Raw genomic sequence first — 20113 nt, 5'->3', positions numbered from 1 at the left:
CGGCCGTCCACACGCCCACCCGCCATCGCCCAGGGCCGTCTCCTCGCGGCGTGGCGGTGCCCGCCGGCAAGTAGCCCGGCCTGCGGCAGGTTCGCGGGATTCGTGGCAGGATGGCCGCCGTTTGTCTCACCGTTACAGGAGCGTTAGCCATGAGCCTTGCCGTCCAGATCCGCCAGCACGGTGGTCCCGAAGAACTCCACATCGTTGACGTCGCCGTGGGCGAGCCCGGCCCCGGCGAGATCCGCATCCGCCACCACGCCATCGGCCTGAATTTCATCGACGTGTACCACCGCACGGGCCTGTACCCGCTCGGCATGCCCGCGGGCATCGGCATGGAGGCCGCCGGTGTGGTCGAGGCCGTGGGCGAAGGTGTCACGCACCTGAAGGTGGGCGACCGCGCGGCCTACGCGAGCCAGCCGCCCGGCAGCTACTGCGAGCAGCGCGTGATGCCCGCCAGGTGCGTGTGCCGGCTGCCCGACGCGATCAGCTTCGAAACCGGCGCGGCCATGATGCTCAAGGGCCTGACCGCGCAGTACCTGCTCAAGAAGACGCTGCCCGTGCAAGGCCTGCAGGCCGGCGACCACGTGCTGTTCCACGCCGCCGCCGGCGGGGTGGGGCTGATCGCCACGCAGTGGGCCAGGGCGCTCGGGCTCTCCCTCATCGCCACGGCGGGCTCGGACGCCAAGTGCCAGCTCGCGCTGGCCAATGGCGCGGCCCATGCGATCAACTACAACACCGAGGACTTCGCGGCCCGCGTGAAAGAGATCACCGCCGGCCAGGGCGTGAAGGTGGTGTACGACTCGGTGGGCAAGGACACGTGGGACAAGTCCCTCGACTGCCTGCGCCCCTTTGGGCTCATGGCCAGCTTTGGGAATGCATCGGGCCCCGTGCCGCCGTTCGCTCCGGGCGCGCTGGGCGCCAAGGGCTCGCTGTACGTCACGCGCCAGACACTGTTCACCCACATCGCCACGCGCGAGAGCACGCAGGCCATGGCGGACGACCTGTTCAGCGTGGTGGCCAGCGGGCAGGTCGTGATTCACATCGACCAGCGCTACCCGCTCGCGCAGGTGCAGCAGGCGCACCGCGACCTCGAGGCGCGCAAGACCACCGGCTCCACCATCCTCACGCTGTGAGCGCGGCGCACGGCAGCACGCCGTTCGGGCACTGGCTGGCGGGCGCCCGGCAGGCCGCGCGGCAGCCCGCCGCCCAGTCCCGCCAAGCCTTGCTGGCGGCCGGGCAGGTGGTGGGCTCGGTGGCCGAAGGGTTCTTGGAGCAGATTGGTGCCTCGCGCGCCATCGACAAGCGCTTCGAGCTATCAAAAACAGAGCATCAGGGGGCACCCGCCTGGCACCTGCAATCGCCCCCGGGAGGGGCCACCGAGGCGCTCAACGCCCTGGCGGCGGTGCTGCGGGGCGCCGGCCGGTGCGGCCCCTGGCGCAATGAGCAACTGGCCGTGTGCAATCCGCAGGGCGACGTGGTGGCCACCGTGGAGCGCGGCGCCGTGCGCGTGCTGGGCATCGCCACGCGGGCCGTGCACCTGGTGGGGCTGGCCCCGGACGGCCGCATGTGGGTGCAAAAGCGGGCGCTGACCAAGCCCAACAACCCGGGCCTGTGGGATACGCTGATGGGCGGCATGGTGGCGGCCGCCGACACCCTGCCGCAGGCGCTGGCGCGCGAGACCTGGGAGGAGGCCGGGCTGCGCATCGAAGCCCTGGCGGGCGTGGCGCACGGCGGCCATGTGCTGTTCAGCCGGCCCAGCCGCGAGGGCGGGGGCGTGGGCTTCATGGTGGAGCGCATCGACTGGTTCCGCGCCCAGGTGCCCGACGGCCTGGAGCCCTGCAACCAGGACGGGGAGGTCGAGCGGTTCGATCTGCTTTCCCTCGACAGCCTGCGCGAACAGGTGGCGCAAGGGGCGTTCACCCTGGAAGCCGGACTGGTGATCGCGGGCTTCCTGGGCGCCTGACGCGGCGGCCCTTGCGGCCGCTGCCCCCTGCGCAAGGGCGGCGGGCCGCCGTGGGCGCAAGCCGCCGCCTCAGGCCTGGTCCACCATGGCCCTCAGGCGGCTGGGCGCCAGCGCGCCCGCCGACTCCAGGATCGGGTAGGCCACCGAGCACAGCAGCGAGTTGATGCGCTTGAGCTCGCTGATCAGGTCGATGTGCAGCGAGCTGGTCTCGATGCTTTGCACCGTGTTGTCGGACAGGCGCGCCAGGTGGGTGGCCGAATACGCGTGCTCCAGGTCGCGGAAGCGGGCCTTCTCCTCCAGCAGCTTCTGCGCATCGCGCACGCTGCCGTTGAGGAACACGCTCATCGCCAGGCGCAGGTTGTCGATCAGGCGCGCGTGCAGCTCGTTGATCTCTTCCATGCCGGCCTCGGAGAACTGGCGGCCCTTCTTGATCTTCTTGTCCTCGATGTCGATCAGCACGCGCTCGATGATGTCGCCGATCTGTTCCATGTTGATCGTGAAGCTGATGATGTCGGCCCAGCGGCGGCCTTCGCGCTCATCCAGCGCCTCGCGCGAGATCTTGGTCATGTAGTACTTGATGGCCGAGTACAGGCCGTCCACCTCGTCGTCGAGCTTGCGCAGATCCTGTGCGAGCTTGAGGTCGTCCGTGCGGATCACCTTGTGCAGGCCCAGCAGCATGGACTCGACCACGTCGGCCTGGTGCAGGGCCTCGCGCGCGGCGCAGGAGATGGCCAGCGAGGGCGTGGCCAGGGCGGAAGGGTCCAGGTGCTGGGGGCGCGTGCCCGCCGCGGCCTGGGTCTTCTCCTGCGGCAGCAGGCGCTGCACCGCGCGGGCCACCGTGCCGGTCAGGCCGATGCAGATGATGCCCACCACCATGTTGAACGCCAGATGGAACAGCACCACCAGCGTCGCGATTTCCGGCACGTAGGGCCGCACGTGCTGCAGCCACAGCCCCGTGAGCGGCGTCATGATGACCACGCCGATGATCTTGAAGATCAGGTTGCCCAGCGGCACCTGCCGCGTCTGCACGTCGGCCTTGAGCGTGGTCAGCACCGCCAGCACGCCGCTGCCCAGGTTGGCGCCCAGCACCAGGCCCAGCGCCACGTCGGGCGGGATGCCGCCCGAGCCCGCCAGGGCCGCGGTGAGCAGCACCGTGGCCAGGCTGGAATAGGCCACGATGGCGAGCACCGAGCCCGTGAAAATCTCGAGCAGCAGGTCGCTGGTGAGCGCGGAGAGCAGCGTGCGCACGGTGGGCGACTGGGTCAGCACGGTGGTGGACTCGGTGATCAGGCGCAGCGCCAGCAGCATCAGGCCCAGGCCGATCAGCACCCGGCCCACGCGGCCGGCCGCCGTGTCCTTGCGCGAGATGAACAGCACCACCCCCGCGAAGATGAACAGCGGCGAGAGCCAGGACAGGTCCATGGAGAACACCACGGCCATCACGCTGGTGCCCACGTCGGCGCCCAGCATCACGGCCAGCGCGGCGGGCAGGCCCACCAGGCCCTGGCCCACGAAGGACGACACGATCAGCGCCGTGGCGGTGCTCGACTGCACCACGGCGGTCACCCCGATGCCCGACAGCACGGCCGTGAACCGGTTGCTGACGCTGTGCGCGATCAGCTGGCGCAGGTTGGCGCCGAATACGCGCAGGATGCCGGTGCGCACCAGGTGGGTGCCCCAGATCAGCAGCGACACCGCTGCCAGGAGATTCAAGAGATGCTTCATGGAAAACCGTTGTTTCTTCTTCTTGTGACGTGCGCAAACGCGGCGCCTGGCCCACGGCGGACGCAGGGCACATCATGCGCCCCTGGCCAGGGTGGCGTGTTCACTTTTGTGCCCGGAGGCCAGGGCAGACGGGTCTGCGGTGCCGGGCGGCGCGGCTTCCGGGGCGGGGCGGGCGCGGGCAAGGCACCCCTCCGTCATTTGTCACAAAACTGACATATAAGCATACTCCCGATTCCATAGCATGGATAGCAGTCCGGGTTTTGCCGGGCGGGGCACGGCGTGTGGCGCCTGCCGCACGGGCACTACACAGGTGGGGCAGGCCCCTGCCGGTGAATCCGCTCCCCGCCTTTCGCCTGGCAAAAGGCCCGCGCGCGGCGGGCCTGGGATGCAGGGAGCGGGGGTGTTGCTTCAGCGCGCGCGCCGCGCTCTGAGCAGCTCGTCCAGGATCAGGCAGGCGGCCCCCACGCTGATGGCCGTGTCCGCCAGGTTGAAGGCCGGGAAATGGCCGCCGTGGAAGATCCCGGCGAGGAAATTCCAGTGGAAATCCAGGAAGTCCACGACGTAGCCGTGCATCAGCCGGTCCACCACGTTGCCCACCGCGCCCCCCAGGATGCTGGACAGCGCGAAGCTGAACAGCTTCTGGCCCGGGTGCGCGCGCAGTTGCCACACGATGAAGATCGTGGCCGCCACGCCGATGCCGGTGAACAGCCAGCGCTGCCATCCGCCCGCATCGCGCAGGAAGGAGAACGCCGCGCCGGTGTTGTGCGCCCGCACGATGTTGAAGAAGCTGGTGATGAACGTGGCATCGCCCAGCTGGTAGTTCTGGATGATCCAGGTCTTGGTGATCTGGTCGGCCACCAGAAGCACCACGGCCCAGGCCAGCCAGGGCCACATGCCCGCGCCGGAGCGCCCCGCCAGTGCCGCGCCGCGCGCCATCACGCGTGCGCCCGGCTTTCGCCGTCCCCGTAGAGGTTGCTGGTGCAGCGGCCGCAGATGGTGGGGTGCGCGGCATCCTGCCCCACGTCGGGGCGGTAGTGCCAGCAGCGCTCGCATTTGGCATCGGAACTGGGCTTGACGCTGATCTGCAGTGCGCTACCAGCTACCAATTCAATAGCAGAGGTGATGAAGATGAACTTCAGGTCGTCGCCCAGGCTGGCCAGCAGCGCATGGTCTTCGGGCGCGGCCGTGAGGGTGACCACGGCCTGCAGCGAAGAGCCCACCTGGCCGGCGGCGCGCAGCGCCTCGATCTCCTTGTTCACCGCATCGCGGATCTCGCGCAGGCGCCCCCACTTGGCCAGCAGGCCCTCGTCGGCCCCGGCGATGGAGCCATAGGTTTCCACGAAGATGGAGTCGGACTGGCCGAACAACTTCCAGGCCTCTTCGGCCGTGAAGGACAGGAACGGCGCCATCCAGCGCAGCATGGCATGCGTGATCTGGTAGAGCGCGGTCTGCGCGCTGCGGCGCGCCAGGCTCTTGGGCGCGGTGGTGTACAGGCGGTCCTTGAGCACGTCCAGGTAGAACCCGCCCAGGTCTTCCGAGCAGTACAGCTGCAGCTTGGCGACCACGGGGTGGAACTCATACACCTTGTAGTGCGCCAGCACCTCGGCCTGGAACTCGGATGCGCGGGTGAGGGCGTAACGGTCGATCTCCAGCATCTGGTCGAACGGCACGGCGTCCTTGGCCGGGTCGAAGTCGCTCACGTTGGCCAGCAGGAAGCGCAGCGTGTTGCGGATGCGGCGGTAGGCATCCACCACACGGGCCAGGATCTTTTCGTCCCCCGCGATGTCGCCGGAGTAGTCGCTGGCGGCCACCCACAGGCGGATGATCTCGGCGCCCAGCTTCTTGTTGATCTCCTGCGGATCGATGCCGTTGCCCAGCGACTTGCTCATCTTGCGGCCCTGGCTGTCCACGGTGAAGCCGTGGGTCAGCAGGCCCCGGTAGGGCGCGCGGCCTTCCAGCGCCGATGCCAAGAGCAGGGAGCTGTGGAACCAGCCGCGGTGCTGGTCGTGGCCTTCCAGGTACAGGTCGGCCTCGGGGCCCGTGTCGTGGTGCACGTCGGGGTGCGTGCCGCGCAGCACATGGCTGAACGTGGAGCCCGAGTCGAACCACACCTCCAGGATGTCGGTGCTCTTGGTGTAGCAGGCCGCGTCCTCGGCGCCCAGGATTTCCTCGGGCGTCACGCGGCTCCAGGCCTCGATGCCGCCCTTTTCCACGATGTCGGCCGCCTGGTCCATGATTTCCATGGTGCGCGGGTGCAGTTCGCCCGAATCCTTGTGCAGGAAGAACGGGATGGGCACCCCCCAGCTGCGCTGGCGCGAGATGCACCAGTCGGGCCGCCCGGCGATCATGTCGTGCAGGCGGGTCTTGCCGTTCTCGGGGTAGAAGCTGGTGTGCTCGATGGCGTCCAGCGCGATCTGGCGCAGCGTCTTGGCGGGCTTCATGCCGGGCTGGGTGAAGACGCCTTCGCCTTCGTCCATGCGGATGAACCATTGCGCGGCCGCGCGGTAGATCACCGGCGTCTTGTGGCGCCAGCAGTGGGGGTAGCTGTGCGTGATCTCCTTGGTGGCCATCAGGCGGCCGGCATCGCGCAGTGCTTCGATGATGACGGGCACGGCCTTCCAGATGTGCTGGCCGCCGAACAGCGGGAAGTCCGGCGCATAGGTACCGTTGCCCTGCACGGGGTTCAGGATGTCGTCCAGCGCCAGGCCGTGGGACACGCAGGAGTTGAAATCCTCCAGCCCGTAGGCGGGCGAGGAGTGCACGATACCGGTGCCATCGTCGGCCGTGGCGTAGTCGGCCAGGTACACGGGGGACAGGCGCTGGTAGCCTTGGCTGCCGTCCTCGCTTTTCACATCGTACAGCGGGTGCTCGAACTCCAGCCCACCCAGGTTCTTGCCCAGGGTGGTGGCCAGCACGCTGCCCGTGAGGCCATAGCGCTCCAGGCACGAGGCCACCAGCGGCTCGGCCACCAGCAGGACGCGCTCGCCGGTGTCCACCAGGGCGTAGCCGATCTCTGGGTTCAGGTTGAGCGCCTGGTTGGCGGGGATGGTCCAGGCGGTGGTGGTCCAGATGACGACGAATGCGTCTTTGGTCAACGCGGGCAGGCCGAACGCGGCCGCCAGCTTGGCAGGCTCGTGCGCCTTGAACGCCACGTCCAGCGTGGTGCTCTTCTTGTCCTGGTATTCGATCTCGAACTCGGCCAGCGAAGAGCCGCAGTCAAAACACCAGTACACAGGCTTCAAGCCGCGGTAGACAAAACCACGCTCCATCACACGCTTGAACGCGCGGATTTCGCCCGCCTCGTTGGCGGGGTTCATGGTCTTGTAGGGGTTGTCCCATTCGCCCAGCACGCCCAGGCGCTTGAAGTCCACCATCTGCTGCGCGATCTGCTCGGTGGCAAACGCACGGCTCTTGGCCTGCATGTCGTCGCGGCTCAGGTTGCGGCCGTGTTTCTTCTCGATGGCGTTCTCGATCGGCAGGCCGTGGCAGTCCCAGCCGGGCACGTACAGCGCGTCGAAGCCCTCGAGCTGGCGCGCCTTGGTGATCATGTCCTTGAGAATCTTGTTGACCGCGTGGCCCATGTGGATCTGGCCGTTGGCGTAGGGCGGGCCGTCGTGCAGGATGAACTTGGGCGCGCCGCAGCGTGCGTCGCGCAGGCGCTTGTACAGGCCCTTGTCTTCCCATTCCTTCACCCAGCCCGGCTCGCGCTTGGGCAGGTCGCCGCGCATGGGGAAGGGGGTGTCGGGCAGGTTCAGGGTGCTGCGGTAGTCCGTGGCGGTGGATTCGGTGGTACTGGCGTTGTCGGACATGAGGGAGCCTTAAAACGGGGCATTCCGGGGCAGGCCCGGAGAAAACGGGAAAAGAGGAGGCGTGAAGAGGTGTCGGGCCTGCCGGGCAGGCGCTGCGCAGGCAGCCCCCTCAAATTCGGTCGCGCGTGGTCTGGCGCCGGGTCTCGGTGTGATTGGGTGCCTGGGCCGACGCGAAGTAGGCGCGCGCATCCGCACAGTCCTTGGCGATGCCCGCCGTCAGGGCAGCCAGACCGTCGTACTTGAGCTCGTCGTGCAGTTTGTGCAGCAGTTCCACGCGCACGATTTTACCGTACGCCCCTTCGGCCCCCAGCTCGGCGGGCCATTGCAGGCAATGTGTCTCCAGCAGCACCCGCCCGCCGTTGACGTCGTCGGGGTCGAGCGACGGGCGCACGCCCAGGTTGGCCACGCCCTGCAGCAGAGCATCGCCCTCGCGCCCCAGGCCGTGCACCAGCACGGCGAAGATGCCGCTGGCGGCGGGCTTCCAGTGGGCAAAGCGCAGGTTCAGCGTGCGAAAGCCGTCGCCCGCGCCCTCGGCCGTGGCGCCCAGCTCGCGCCCGAGCTTGCGGCCATGCACCACATGGCCCGAGATGGTGTAGGGCCGTCCCAGCAGGCGCGCGGCCGCGTCCATGTCACCCTGGGCCAGCGCTTGCCGCACGGCGGAGCTGGAGACGCGCAAACCGTGCACCTCGTAGCTGTTCATGCGCGCCACGTCAAAGCCCCGGGCCTGGCCGGCCGCGTCCAGCATGGCGTAGTCGCCCGCGCGCTGGCGCCCGAACCGGAAGTCATCGCCCACCAGCACGTAGCGGGCGCCCAGCCCCTGCACCAGCACCTCGTCGATGAAGGCCTCGGGCGACTGCGCGGCCAGCGCCGCGTCGAAGGGCAGCACCACCGTCTGCTGCACGCCGCAGCGCGCCAGCTCCGTGAGCTTGTCGCGCAGCGTGCCGACGCGCGCGGGCGCCAGCTCGGGCTTGTGCAGCGCCCCGGCGAAATAGTCGCGCGGATGGGGCTCGAAGGTCAGCACGCAGCTGTCCACTTGCCGGTGGGCGGCCTCGCTGTTGAGCAGGGCGAGCATGGCCTGGTGGCCCCGGTGCACGCCATCGAAATTGCCGATGGTCAGCGCGCACGAGCGGGCGATGCCAGGATGGTGGAATCCGCGAAAGATCTTCATCGGTTTGTTATCTTTTTGATAGCAGCATGCGCAGGTGCATCAAGCGCAAGACGCCAATTTGTCATGAAAACGGAGTATATTGTGACCCACGGACGGCCCGGTACGGGGCTGCCCGCGAGACATCAGCGTTCCGAATCCTTGTGTACTTACCGTTCCAGGAGGCGTGTTTTGAAGGTCTTGAAGCTGTCGGCCCAAGGGCTGCCCCAATCGTGGATTTCGCTCGAGCAGGCGGTGATTCATTACGCCGCCGGTGAGGTGCGCTGGGAATCCGGCGGCCAGATCGCCCGGTTCCGCGGCGGGCACAACGCCGTGACGGGTGAACAGTCGGTGATTGCCGTCAACAGCATCATCGGCACCAAGGGCGTGCCCACGATCAACCCGTTCGACCTCAAGCCCGGCCTGACCAACAGCAAGCTCTTCATCCGCGACCGCAATGTGTGCGCCTACTGCGGCGGGCATTTCCACGAAGACAACCTCACGCGCGAGCACATCGTGCCCTTCGCGCGCAACGGGCAGGACCACTGGATGAACGTGGTCACGGCCTGCCGTCCCTGCAACCACCGCAAGGGGCCGCGCACCCCCGAACAGGCGCATATGCCACTGCTGTACGCGCCCTACGTGCCCAGCCTGTGGGAGGACTTCATCCTGCGCAACCGGCGGATCCTGGCCGACCAGATGGAGTTCCTGATGGCGCACGTGCCCAAGTCCTCGCGCCTGCTGGCCTGAGAACCAGCTCCAGGTCTTTGCGGGGGCCGCCCGGGCGCGGCTCGCCTGCGGGGGTCAGGTTGCCCAGGATGATTCGCCCCGGGCCCGGACCTGCCGCTGGTGGTGGGCGCTGCCGGAGGCCATGGGCTGTGTGGCCAGGGTCAGCGTGAAGCAGGTCCCCTCGCCCAGCCGCGATTCCACGGTGATGTCGCCCCCGTGCAGCCGTGCGATGCGGCGGGTCACCCACAGGCCCAGGCCGAAACCCTTGCTTTGGTCGGTGCGGTCTCCGCGTTCGAAGCGCTGGAAGATGCGGTTCATGACCTCCAGCGACATGCCCGAGCCTTCGTCCGCCACGGAAATCTCCAGCAGCCCGGATTCGCCCTTGCGCGCCGCAATGAAGATTTCCCCTGCGGATGCGTACTTCACCGCGTTGTCCACGAGGTTGGACAGCGCGATGCGCACCAGTGTCCCGTCGCAGACCCACTCCGGCGGAGCGAGGTCGGTGAAGAGGCGAAGGTGGTGGCGTGGAGACCAGTGGACCAGCTGCGCCGCATGCTCCAGAAGGTCGGCCGTGTTGACCGGCGACGCCTGGAGAGAGAAACCCGCCGTGTCCATCCGTTCGCTGATCAGGCAGCTGTCCACCAGCGAGGCGAGGCGCCGGCAGGCGCGCCGTATCTGCGCTGCCCGGTCCTTCTGCGCGTTGATATCCGCGGAGGGGAAGGCCTGCTGTTCCGCGGCAGCGCTGTCCACCACCGCGAGCGGGGTCCGGAACTCGTGGCTGATCATGTGGAAGAACTGCCGCTGCTCCAGCCGCAGGGCGCGTTCGTTTTCCAGGGCCTGGCCCAGGGCGTCCTGCGCCTGCGACAGCTCCGCCGTGCGCTGTCCGATGCGCTCTTCGAGCGACTGCTCGGACTGGGCCAGCCGTTCGATGGCCAGGTCCTTGGTGCGCTGGATGTCGCGGTAGCGCAGGACCATGCCCACGAAGACGGCGCACGCGATCATCGCGGTAAAGAGGATCACCTCCCATTGCCACAGTGCCGTCGCGTCGATGTTCCAGTGCAGCGCGCCGGTCATGATGATGGCGATGGGCACTCCGGCCATCGCGTGCAGGCCATAGGCCGAGAGCAGCAGCGCGTGCAGGGCCCGCCGCTCGCGCGTGCGCAGGGCGAGCACGCACAGGACGATGGCGATCACGTCGCTGGCCAGCAGGGACAGCAGGTTGACCCATGCCACGGACCCGTAGAAGCCCAGCGGAACGCTGGCCATGCCCGCCAGGTTCAGGGCTGCGAGCGCCATCAGCCACCTGCCGGTGCGGCGGTGGCGGCCGGTGTTCGCCAGCTGCTCCCTGATCTGCCAGGCCAGCGTGGCCGCCAGGGCAAATGCACCGATCCCGACCGAATGGCTGGCCCACAGCGTCCACGGCGCAGGAACCCAGAGGCTGGAGTAGCCGCGCACGTTGAAGATGTGGATCACGCTGACGGAGCCCAGAACGGCGAGGGCAAAGAGCGCGCGGGTGCGAAAGATGGCCGCCGCGGCCCAGATGCCCAGCAGCAAGGCCGCCACGGCGCCAAAGTGCAGGCCCATGCCGCGTTCCGCATCCGCCAGGCTGGCGCCCAGCGCCTGCGCGCCGAGCACGCTGCCCTGGAACTGCATGGCGCTGCTGGTCTGGATGCGGATGAGCGCCATGGCACCGGGTGCCAGGCGAAACAGGTGCTGGCGGACGCCGGCTTTCCGGGGGGCCGGCACATGGTCGCCGCTCTCCTGCGCCGACCAGTCCCCCGTGGCGCTGCGCTGGTAGAGCGTGACCGTGTCGAGATAGGTGGGCTGCGCCAGCAGCCACAGTGCCCCGGGTTCGGCATCCGGGGGCAGGGACGGCACCTGGAAACGCAGCCACACCGGATGGCCGAGGTAGCCCGCATTCAACGAATGGTGCAGCCGCGGCGACCCTTCGCCGACGGGTGCCGCGGCCGCATCGCCCGGCCCCATCCGGCCGAGCGGATCGTCGATCCGGTCCATGGGGATGTCCCATCCCAGCTGGAAGCGGAAATCCGGCGGCAGCTCGCCCGCGCGCGCCAGCACGCAGGAGAAAAACAGGAGAAGGCACGCGGCAAGCGCCCTGGCGTGCCACGGCACCGCCGTGCGGCGCCTGGGGCTTGTGAGTATTCGTGAGTATTCGTGCATGGCTCGGTGCAAAAGGCACTGACACAATAGTACGTATCAAACTGTTTCGCACCCCAATTGACCGTCTCAATGTCCGCTGAACCCACCATCGCAGTCGTCGAAGACGACGAGGACATCCGCAGCAATGTATGCAGCTATCTGGCGCGCTCGGGCCTGCAGTCCTGGGGGGCCGAGTCGGCGGAGGATTTCTACGTGCGCCTGCTGCGCGCGCGCGCCGATCTCGTGGTCGTGGATATCGGCCTGCCTGGCGAGGATGGGCTGAGCCTGCTCACCCGCCTGGCGGCGCAAGGGGTGCCCACCGTGCTGATGACGGCGCGCGCAGACCTGGACAGCCGGATCGAAGGGCTGGAGGCTGGCGCGCTGCAGTATTTCGTCAAGCCCGTCGACATGCAGGAGCTGGTGGCCGGCATCCGTTCGCAGCTGCGCAACAAGCGGCTGCAGGGCGGCGGGGATGCGCTGGCGGCGGTGCCGTGGCAACTGGACAGCGTGGGCGGCGCGCTGCGGGCCCCCAACCAGCAGGTCGTCTCGCTGACCACGCGAGAGCTGGAGCTGCTGTCCTGCCTGCTGGAGAACCCCGGCGTGGTCGTGAGCAAGCAGGCGCTCGCGCAGGCCGTGGGCGGACGCAATCTCGACGATGACTTTCACCGCATCGAATCGGCACTGACCCGGCTGCGCCGCAAGACGCTGGACGACACTGGCCTGGCCCTGCCGGTCAGGGCGGTCTTTGGAAAAGGGCTCGTGTTCGCACCATGAGCTGACCACCCTGGCGCAAGCCCGCTGACCGGGTGCCCCGAGCCCCGGTCCACCACCACCCCACCCATTTCATGGTTGCGCATGCCGTCCCGGCAGGGCGCAGCCTGGGCCGAACTCGGCCCGCAGGTTTCGACGACAGAGATCTGATTCAAGAGGAGACGGCAAATTGACCACTGAGATTTTCCTGGGCGGGCTGCGCGGCAGCATGTCCCGCTTCCTGCGCCGCCTGGCGCTGCTGTGGCTGGGGGGGCTCGCCCTGCTCGCCGCCGCAGGCTCCGCGCACGCGGCGTTCGTGAATGGCGGCTTCGAGAGCGACCTGGACAGCTGGAACATCCGGCACCTGCGTGTGCCCGGTGCCGGCATTGCGCTGGCCAACTTCCCGCCCGGCTCGGAGAGTGATCTGGGGCTGACGCCCAACACCACCTCCACGCCCGCGCCGACCGATGCCGTGGGCAATGACTCCGACATCAACGTCAGTGGGCAAGTGCGTTTCCCGCTCTATGGGGCCAAGAGCGCGCGCGTCAACTACCTGGGCGCCCAGAACCGCGCCGCCGCCATCGACCAGACGGCCGTGATGACGCTGGCCGACGTGGACCCGGCGGACGGCAAGGCGCACGTGCGTTTCGCCATCGCCCCGGTGCTGCAGAACCCCGGACACTCCGGGCACGAGCAGCCCTACTTCTTTGTCGAGGTGTACAACGTCACCAAGAACAAGCAGCTGTTCTACACGTTCAACTTTTCGGGCCAGTCCGGCGTGCCCTGGCAGACCGTGGGGGGCTTCCAGTACACCAACTGGCAGACCATCGATATCGCGCCCGGGGAGGGCGTGCTGGATGTGGGCGATCAGGTCAAGGTCACCGTGATCGCGGCGGGCTGCAGCCAGAGCGGGCACTCGGGCCACATCTACGTCGATTCGGGGGCCGGCCTGACCAACCTGCCGGGCCCCGGCATCAAGGCCGATGCGCCGGAGTACGCGGCTGCCAACGGCAGCGTGGACTACACCTATTCGTACTCGAACCAGGGTGACGTACCCCTCACGAGCACCGTGGTGACCATCGTGTCCCCGCAAGACAACACGCCGGGAACACCCAGGAATCTGCGCATCGATCCGGGCTCCGTGCCCGCCGCGTGCACGACCAGTGTGTCCGGCACCGCGGGCAACGAGATCGATAGCATCTCCTGCCCCCTGGGAACCCTGAACCCGGGCAGCAGCGGCACGCTCCAGCTGTCGTTCGTGGCGCCGGCGCTCACCACCGGCCCCATCAACCACGGCAACTATTCCATCGTGGGCGATGCGATATCGCCGTTGCTCGGGCCGCTGGTCCAGAGCCAGATCACCACGGACCCCCTGGTCGACCTGAGCGTGGCCCTGTCCGACGGACAGAACGCCGTGATCTGGGGGCAGGCCCTCACCTACGCCATGACGGTGACCAACCTCGGCCCGACCGCGGTGCCGGCTGGCGCCATGGTCCAGGAGCTGGCCCCGGCATCGCTGACCGGCATCGCATGGACCTGCGCGGCATCGGGCGGGGCCGTGTGCCCGCTGGCCTCGGGCACGGGGCCCGTGAGCCAGACCCTGCCGGACCCGGTGCCGGTCGGTGGAACGCTCACCTACACCATCGCGGCCCAGGCCGACCCGTCCGCCAGCGGCGCAGGCACGATCCGGCACACGGCCACGGTGACGGCACCGGCTGGCGTGCGGGACCGTGAAAGCTCCAACAACACGGCCACCGACTCCGATCCCGTGGGGGCGGGGCTGTTCAACCTGCAGGTTCACACGATCGGCACGGGCACGGTCACTTCGGTGCCCTTGGGCATCTCCTGCGGAGCCAGCTGCGCCTCCGACCAGCCTGGCGGCGCCGAGGTCATCCTCTACGCCACGGCGCCGGCCGGCTCCATCTTCACGGGCTGGAGCGGCGGCGGCTGCTCGGGCGCGGCCACCAGCTGCACCGTGTCCATGGATGCTTCCAAGACCGTGACCGCGAGCTTCACCATCCCCCTGGATGTGACGCCCGTGGTGGGCGCCAACGGCTCCGTGACCCCTGCCGTGACGCAGCCTGTCGCACCGGGCGGCACCACCTCGTTCATGGTCATGCCGAATGCGGGCTACGCACCGGTCATCACCGACAACTGCGCCGCCGGCGGCGCACAGACTGGCGGCGCGCTGGTGGGCAGCACCTACACGACCAACGCGATTGCCCAAAACTGCGTGGTCAACTTCAGCTTCGTGAACTCCGGCGTGGCCACGGTCACGCCGTCTGTGGGCACCGGCGGCGCCATCACGCCGAATGCGCCGAAGACGGTGCTGAACGGGGGCTCCGTGTCCTACGTGGTGACGCCGACCACCGGCTACACCAGCGCCCCGCCCACGGGCTCCTGCCCCGCAGGCACCTGGTCCGGCACCACCTACACCATTGCCCCGGTGCCTGCCGACTGCACGGTGAACTTCGGTTTCCTGGCGCCCGTGGCGGTGACGGCTTCCGTGGCATCCGGAAGCGGCAGCGTCACGCCTGCGTCGCAATCGGTGGCAGTGGGGGGCACGGCCGTCGTCACGCTCACGCCGGGCGCCGGCCAGCGCGCCACCCTGGCGGCAGGCAGCACCTGCACGGGCGGCAGCTTCAATGCCGACAGCACGGTGTTCACCGTCCCGGGCGTGGCGGCAGCCTGTTCCGTGTCGTTCGCCTTCGTTCCGAACCCGGTGGTGACGGCCTCCGTGCTTTCTGGCAGCGGTACCGTCAGTCCCGGTGCGCAGTCCGTGCCACCCGGCGCCAGCGCGCTGGTCACGCTGTCTCCCGCCGCGGGTTTGCATGCGACGCTGCATGGCTCCAGCACCTGCACGGGCGGCAGCTTCAATGCCGACAGCACGGTGTACACCGTCCCCGGCGTGGCGGCCAACTGCTCCGCGGTATTTGCCTTCGTGCCGAACCCGGTGGTGGCGGCCTCCGTCCTTTCCGGCGGCGGAACCGTCAGCCCTGCGACGCAGTCCGTCATGCCGGGGACGAACGCGGTGATCGTGCTGTCGCCTGCCAAGGGCATGCGCGCTGCATGGGATGCCTCCAGCACCTGCGGTGGCGGCAGCTTCAACGCGAACTTCACCACCTACACCATCCCGTCCGTGGCGGCGGACTGCGCGGCCGTGTTCCGGTTCGCACCCGCCCCGGTGGACGCCAATGCCATTCCCACGCTGTCGGAGTGGTGCATGGTCCTCCTGTCGGCCCTGCTCGCCGCCATGGTGTGGGTGCACCGCCGCCGGCTGGGCCGCTGATGCGCTGATGCGCTGACAGATAGACAGATACGGCAACCCGGATGCGCCAGGCCCCCCCCGGAGCCTGGCGCTCCACCGTTACCCCCTGAATCCATGAAACCTCTCGTTGTAGCCGCCTCTTTGTCCCTCTCGCTGGGCCTGCCGCTGGCCCAGGCCGACACCCTGCCGGCGCGCAAGCCGGGCCTGTGGGAGGTCTCCATCGCCGCTGCTGGCCAGTCGGTGATGCGCCAGCAGAAGGTGCTGCAGTGCACGACGCCCCAGGTGGACGCGGTGACCCTGCTTGCCGTGGTTCCGGGGCAGGAGCATTGCCATGAAACACGCGTGAAGAAGGGAGAGAACGGCACCCGGTTCGACGTCCAGACGGTGTGTTTCGTGCACGACAACCGGGTCACCGCGCGCATCCAGCTGTCGGGCGACTTCCAGGAGTCCTACCAAGGGCAGTTCGAGGTGTCCTATTCCCAGCCCGTTCCCCACGGCAACGCCGGCGTGACGCAGTTCAGCGGGCGCCGCCTGGGAGACTGCAGGCCGGGCATGAAGCCCTCGGACATGGTGTTGCCCAACGGCGTGACCGTCAACATCGTCGACAGCCTCAAGCAGCGCGAAGGCCATGGGGGGCACTCGCACTGACGCCCGTGCGTGCTTTCCCTCCCAGGACAAAAAAACAACCCCACGGGCGCTTGCCGCCCGTGGGGTTTTTCCATGCATGCCGCTGCCGGCGCCTTGCTTACTGGCTGATTTCCAGCATCACCACATGCCCTTGCGCCGCCGGCCAGGTCTGGCCCGTTACCCGTTCGCCGTTGAATTCGGCCGCGATGCCGCGCACGCCGCCAGCGGGCTTGACCTTGGCGGATGCCACGCCCGCTCCGGGGGGCACGCCAGCGGGCGGGGCGCCGTCCAGCAGCATCCTGTCGCGCGCCGGGTCCAGGTAGCCGCGGGGGCGGGCCAGGGTGATGATGCTGTCCGCGCCCTTGTCCGCGTCGGCCATGCGTTCAGGGCGCAGGTGGATCAGGTCGCTGCCGCGCGGGAAGCCGCTGCGGTAGATGTGGGTGGTGGCGTAGCCGGGCGCGGTGATCACGAACTCGATGGGCGAGCCGGTGGGGACGGCGAGCGGGCCCCACTGGCCATCCGCGCCCACGGCCTTGCGCAGCAAGGCGCCGCCGGTGCGGGCGCCGGTGGCGGGGTCGGTCGTGTACACCTCCAGCTGCGCCCCCGGCAGGGGCAGGTTGTTGCTGAAATTGCCGGTCCTGGGGTCGGTGGAATCCACGCCCAGGCCGGTGACCTTGCCATTCAGCACCACGGCCTTCTCGGCGGCGATCTCGGTGCGTGCCGGGGCCTTGCCGGTGATGAAGCGGTAGGTGGCCTCGAACGCGGCGGGTGAATAGGATGTCTCGCGGTGGTCGATGCGCGGGATGACCACGTTGGTGGCGCCCTTGAGCTCGGGGCCCGCGGCCGTGACGTTGGTGGCCGTGCCCTTGGCGCCGATCCACACGCCGTCGGGCTGGGCGAACTTGTCGTTGTTGTCCGAGCGGATGGTCAGCCATTTCACCGGGCCGCTCACCTCGTCCCCTGCGGCGTTCTTGGGGGCATTCAGGGCCTTGAGGAACGGGCCGGTGCCCGAGAACTCGTTGCCTTCCCGAAAGCCTGGAACCGCCCACACGCCGTGGTTGGGCGTACCGCCGAGGATGGCGTGGCTCACGGTCTGGTCGCCGCCGCCGTTGTAGACGTAGTTGCGGATGGCATTGCCGCCGCGCGAGTTGCCCACCAGCACGACCTGCCGGGCGCCGGTGGCCTGGAGCACCTTGTCCACCTCGGCCTTCAGGTAGGCCATGTGCTCCGCCGCCGAGGTGCGGCCGGGCTGGGGCTTGCTGTCCTCGTCGCGCGAGAGCGGGTAGGGCACGTCGATGGCGTGCAGGCGTTCGCGCGGCCAGCCGTTCGACTCGAACCGCCACACGGTGGTCTGCCACAGCGCGGCGGTGTCGCCGTTGCCATGCACGAAGACGATGGGCGGCGCCTCCGCCAGGCTGGGGCTGCGGGTGGCGCAGCCCGCCAGGGCCAGGCTGGCGGCGGCAGCGGCGGCCACCAGAAGGGAGCGGCGTGGCAGCAAGTGCGTGGTGTTCATGAGGGGGCTCCAGAAAGAAAAAATGCCCGTGGACCGGTGGGCCCACGAGCATTGCATGGTTGCGTGACAGTCCTCTTCAGGCAAACACGCCTGCGGTGTCCTGCATGCGGCTCGACACCTCGCCCAGGTGGTGCAGCGTGTCGCCAAAGGTCATTTCCAGCTGCGTGAGTTTCTTGAAGTAGTGGCTGCCGATGTATTCGTCGGTCACGCCGATGCCGCCGTGCAGCTGCACCGATTGCTGGCCCACGAAGCGCATCGATTGGCCCAGCTGCACCTTGGCGCGCGCCATGGCGGCGCGGCGTTCGGCGGCGGGGGCGCCCAGCTTGAGGCTGGCGTAGTAGCTCATCGAACGGGCCAGCTCCAGCTGCATCTTCATGTCGGCCACGCGGTGGCGCAGCGCCTGGAAGCTGGCGATGAACACACCGAACTGCTTGCGCTGGTTCATGTATTCGACGGTCAGCGACACCGTCTTGTCCATCACGCCCACGGCCTCGGCGCAGGTGGCGGCGATGCCGGTGTCCACGGCCAGCTCCAGCGCGGCCAGGCCGTCGGTGGTGATGAGCGTGGCGGGGGCGTTGGCCAGCTGCACTTCCGCCGCGCGGCTGCCGTCCTGCGTGACGTAGCCCCGCGTGGTCACGCCAGCGGCCGAACGTTCCACGAGGAAGAGGGCGATCTTGCCGTCCAGCTGCGCCGGCACGATGAAGGCATCGGCCTGGTCACCGGCGGCTACTATGCTTTTTGTAGCTGTTACCGCATGTCCTGATTGCGCTTGAGTGGCTTTTGCTTCACAAACGTCCAGGCGGTAGCGCGCCTTGCGCTCCTGGTAGGCCAGTACCACCAGCGCCTCGCCGCTGGCCACGCGGGGCAGCCAGGCGGCTTGCACGGCGGCAGTGCCGTATTGCGACAGCACGCTGCTGGCGATGAAGGCCTGGGCGATGGGCTCGAGCACCATGCCGCGGCCCAGTTCCTCGGCCACCACCATGGCGTCGATGGCGCCCTGGCCCATGCCGTCGTGGGCTTCGGGCACGGTGAGTGCGGTCAGGCCCAGCTCGGCCAGCTCGCCCCACGCGGCGCGGTCGAAGCCGCCAGCGGCCACGGCGGCGCGGCGGCGCTCGAAGGTGTAGCCCTTGTCCACCCACTTGCGCACGGCATCGCGCAGTTGTTCCTGGTCGTCAGAAAAATCGAAATCCATGTTCTTGTCTCCTGGAACTTGGGTTCAGCCGAGGACGGTCTGAGCCACGATGTTGCGTTGGACTTCATTGCTGCCGCCGTAGATCGTGGTCTTGCGCAGGTTGAAGTAGGTGGACGCCAGCGGCGCGTTGGCGGTGACGCCGCCAGGGAAGTCGCCTTGCCAGCCCGCTTCCATCGCTTCTTCGATGAAGGGCAGGCTGAACGGGCCGGCGGCCAGCATCATCAGTTCGGCGTAGCGCTGCTGGATCTCGCTGCCCTTGATCTTGAGCAGGCCGGCGATGTCGAGCGAGTTCTTGCCCGATTTTTCCGCCGAGAGCACGCGCAGCACCAGCATTTCGAGGGCCACGACGTCCACTTCCAGCAAGGCGATCTGGTCGCGGAAGCGCTGGTCGTCCCACATGCCCTCGGTCTTGGCGATGCGCTTCAGGCGCTCCAGCTCGCGCTTGCTGCGGTTCACGTCGGCGATGTTGGTGCGCTCGTGGGAGAGCAGGTGCTTGGCGTAGGTCCAGCCCTTGTTCTCTTCGCCGATCAGGTTCTCTGCAGGCACTTCGACGTTGTCGAAGAACACCTCGTTGACCTCGCACTCGCCGTCGAGCAGCTTGATGGGGCGCACGGTCACGCCCTTGGACTTCATGTCCAGCAGCAGGAAGGAGATGCCCGTCTGGGGCTTGCCCTCGGTGCTGGTGCGCACCAGGTTGAACATCCAGTCGCCGTGCTGGCCGAGCGTGGTCCAGGTCTTCTGGCCGTTGACGATGTACTTGTCGCCCACGCGCTCGGCGCGGGTCTTGACCGAGGCCAGGTCCGAGCCCGAGCCCGGTTCGCTGTAGCCCTGGCTCCACCAGACTTCGCCGCTGGCGATGCCGGGCAAGAAGCGCTTTTGCTGTTCGGCATTGCCGAAGGCCATGATCACCGGGGCCACCATCACGGGGCCGAAGGGGATGATGCGCGGCGCGCCGGCGAGCGCGCACTCTTCTTCGAACAGGTGCTTTTGCACGGCGGTCCAGCCAGGGCCGCCGAATTCCTTGGGCCAGCCGAAGCCGAGCCAGCCCTTCTTGCCCAGAATCTTGGCCCAGCCCTGCATGTCTGCACGGGTCAGGCGCAAGGCGTTGTGGACCTTGTGGGAAATTTCCTGGGGTAGGTTGGCGTGGACCCATGCGCGAACTTCTTCGCGGAAGGCCTGTTCTTCGGGGGTGAATGCGAGATCCATGCGGCTTGTCTCCTGAGAAGTCCTGTT

The 20113-nt window shown here is 68.3% G+C and carries 14 protein-coding genes; 6 read left to right on the top strand and 8 right to left on the bottom strand.

The genetic code is table 11. The features are described 5' to 3' along the window. Positions 1–149: 149 nt before the first annotated feature. Positions 150–1133 (top strand): quinone oxidoreductase, encoded by a 984-nt coding sequence (locus tag KW843_RS14125; protein ID WP_218295752.1) that lies wholly within the window; start codon positions 150–152, stop codon positions 1131–1133. After that, the gene (locus tag KW843_RS14120; RefSeq protein WP_218295751.1) at positions 1130–1963 is read left to right on the top strand and encodes an NUDIX domain-containing protein; all 834 of its coding nucleotides are present in this window, start codon (positions 1130–1132) and stop codon (positions 1961–1963) included. The genes KW843_RS14125 and KW843_RS14120 overlap by 4 nt, the downstream gene beginning before the upstream one ends. Before the next feature lie 69 nt (positions 1964–2032). Here KW843_RS14120 and KW843_RS14115 read toward each other — a convergent pair whose 3' ends face one another. The 4 genes from KW843_RS14115 to KW843_RS14100 form a co-directional block, all read right to left on the bottom strand. Then, positions 2033–3688 carry a Na/Pi cotransporter family protein gene (locus tag KW843_RS14115; protein ID WP_218295750.1) on the bottom strand — a complete coding sequence of 552 codons (1656 nt, stop codon included), beginning with the start codon at positions 3686–3688 and terminating at the stop codon, positions 2033–2035. Positions 3689–4096: 408 nt separating this feature from the next. Then, the gene (gene lspA, locus KW843_RS14110; RefSeq protein ID WP_218295834.1) at positions 4097–4624 is read right to left on the bottom strand and encodes a signal peptidase II; all 528 of its coding nucleotides are present in this window, start codon (positions 4622–4624) and stop codon (positions 4097–4099) included. Continuing rightward, a complete protein-coding gene (ileS, locus tag KW843_RS14105) occupies positions 4624–7497 on the bottom strand; it encodes an isoleucine--tRNA ligase (RefSeq protein ID WP_218295749.1) in 2874 nt (957 codons plus the stop codon). Before ileS ends, lspA begins: the two co-directional genes overlap by 1 nt. 109 nt (positions 7498–7606) lie before the next feature. Next, positions 7607–8665 carry a bifunctional riboflavin kinase/FAD synthetase gene (locus KW843_RS14100; RefSeq protein ID WP_218295748.1) on the bottom strand — a complete coding sequence of 353 codons (1059 nt, stop codon included), beginning with the start codon at positions 8663–8665 and terminating at the stop codon, positions 7607–7609. Positions 8666–8833: 168 nt separating this feature from the next. Between KW843_RS14100 and KW843_RS14095 the strand changes: the two genes are divergently transcribed. Next, positions 8834–9391: an HNH endonuclease gene (locus KW843_RS14095; protein ID WP_218295747.1), complete on the top strand. Its 558-nt coding sequence runs from the start codon at positions 8834–8836 to the stop codon at positions 9389–9391. Positions 9392–9445: 54 nt separating this feature from the next. Here the strand turns inward: KW843_RS14095 and KW843_RS14090 are convergent, their stop codons facing one another. Beyond that, positions 9446–11449, bottom strand: coding sequence for an ATP-binding protein (locus tag KW843_RS14090; protein ID WP_218295746.1), 2004 nt, complete (start codon positions 11447–11449; stop codon positions 9446–9448). 171 nt (positions 11450–11620) lie between these two features. Here KW843_RS14090 and KW843_RS14085 point away from each other — a divergent pair, with 171 nt between their 5' ends. From KW843_RS14085 to KW843_RS14075, 3 genes are all read left to right on the top strand, one after another. Then, the gene (locus KW843_RS14085; protein WP_218295745.1) at positions 11621–12304 is read left to right on the top strand and encodes a response regulator transcription factor; all 684 of its coding nucleotides are present in this window, start codon (positions 11621–11623) and stop codon (positions 12302–12304) included. Positions 12305–12470: 166 nt separating this feature from the next. Continuing rightward, positions 12471–15569 (top strand): IPTL-CTERM sorting domain-containing protein, encoded by a 3099-nt coding sequence (locus KW843_RS14080; RefSeq protein ID WP_218295744.1) that lies wholly within the window; start codon positions 12471–12473, stop codon positions 15567–15569. Positions 15570–15662: 93 nt separating this feature from the next. Next, on the top strand, positions 15663–16196 hold the full coding sequence (locus KW843_RS14075; RefSeq protein ID WP_218295743.1) for a DUF3617 family protein: 534 nt from the start codon (positions 15663–15665) through the stop codon (positions 16194–16196). 97 nt (positions 16197–16293) lie between these two features. Here the strand turns inward: KW843_RS14075 and KW843_RS14070 are convergent, their stop codons facing one another. From KW843_RS14070 to KW843_RS14060, 3 genes are all read right to left on the bottom strand, one after another. After that, on the bottom strand, positions 16294–17688 hold the full coding sequence (locus tag KW843_RS14070; RefSeq protein WP_218295742.1) for an alpha/beta fold hydrolase: 1395 nt from the start codon (positions 17686–17688) through the stop codon (positions 16294–16296). Positions 17689–17764: 76 nt separating this feature from the next. Further along, positions 17765–18880, bottom strand: a complete 1116-nt coding sequence (locus tag KW843_RS14065) for an acyl-CoA dehydrogenase family protein (protein ID WP_218295741.1) — start codon at positions 18878–18880, stop codon at positions 17765–17767. Between the two features lie 24 nt (positions 18881–18904). Then, positions 18905–20086 (bottom strand): acyl-CoA dehydrogenase family protein, encoded by a 1182-nt coding sequence (locus KW843_RS14060; protein WP_218295740.1) that lies wholly within the window; start codon positions 20084–20086, stop codon positions 18905–18907. Between the last annotated feature and the right edge of the window lie 27 nt (positions 20087–20113).

The sequence above is a fragment of the Acidovorax sp. sif1233 genome, assembly GCF_019218755.1.
Taxonomy (GTDB): domain Bacteria; phylum Pseudomonadota; class Gammaproteobacteria; order Burkholderiales; family Burkholderiaceae_C; genus Acidovorax.
Note: the sequence above shows the minus strand (reverse complement) of the source record. Positions and strands in the feature narration are given on the sequence as shown.

What these genes read in the sequence shown, in the direction of transcription:
- KW843_RS14125 (WP_218295752.1), top strand. Translation starts at nt 150, where the DNA reads ATGAGCCTTGCCGTCCAGATCCGCCAGCACGGTGGTCCCGAAGAACTC.
- KW843_RS14070 (WP_218295742.1), bottom strand. Translation starts at nt 17,688, where the DNA reads ATGAACACCACGCACTTGCTGCCACGCCGCTCCCTTCTGGTGGCCGCC.
- lspA (WP_218295834.1), bottom strand. Translation starts at nt 4,624, where the DNA reads ATGGCGCGCGGCGCGGCACTGGCGGGGCGCTCCGGCGCGGGCATGTGG.
- KW843_RS14060 (WP_218295740.1), bottom strand. Translation starts at nt 20,086, where the DNA reads ATGGATCTCGCATTCACCCCCGAAGAACAGGCCTTCCGCGAAGAAGTT.
- ileS (WP_218295749.1), bottom strand. Translation starts at nt 7,497, where the DNA reads ATGTCCGACAACGCCAGTACCACCGAATCCACCGCCACGGACTACCGC.
- KW843_RS14115 (WP_218295750.1), bottom strand. Translation starts at nt 3,688, where the DNA reads ATGAAGCATCTCTTGAATCTCCTGGCAGCGGTGTCGCTGCTGATCTGG.
- KW843_RS14100 (WP_218295748.1), bottom strand. Translation starts at nt 8,665, where the DNA reads ATGAAGATCTTTCGCGGATTCCACCATCCTGGCATCGCCCGCTCGTGC.
- KW843_RS14065 (WP_218295741.1), bottom strand. Translation starts at nt 18,880, where the DNA reads ATGGATTTCGATTTTTCTGACGACCAGGAACAACTGCGCGATGCCGTG.
- KW843_RS14075 (WP_218295743.1), top strand. Translation starts at nt 15,663, where the DNA reads ATGAAACCTCTCGTTGTAGCCGCCTCTTTGTCCCTCTCGCTGGGCCTG.
- KW843_RS14085 (WP_218295745.1), top strand. Translation starts at nt 11,621, where the DNA reads ATGTCCGCTGAACCCACCATCGCAGTCGTCGAAGACGACGAGGACATC.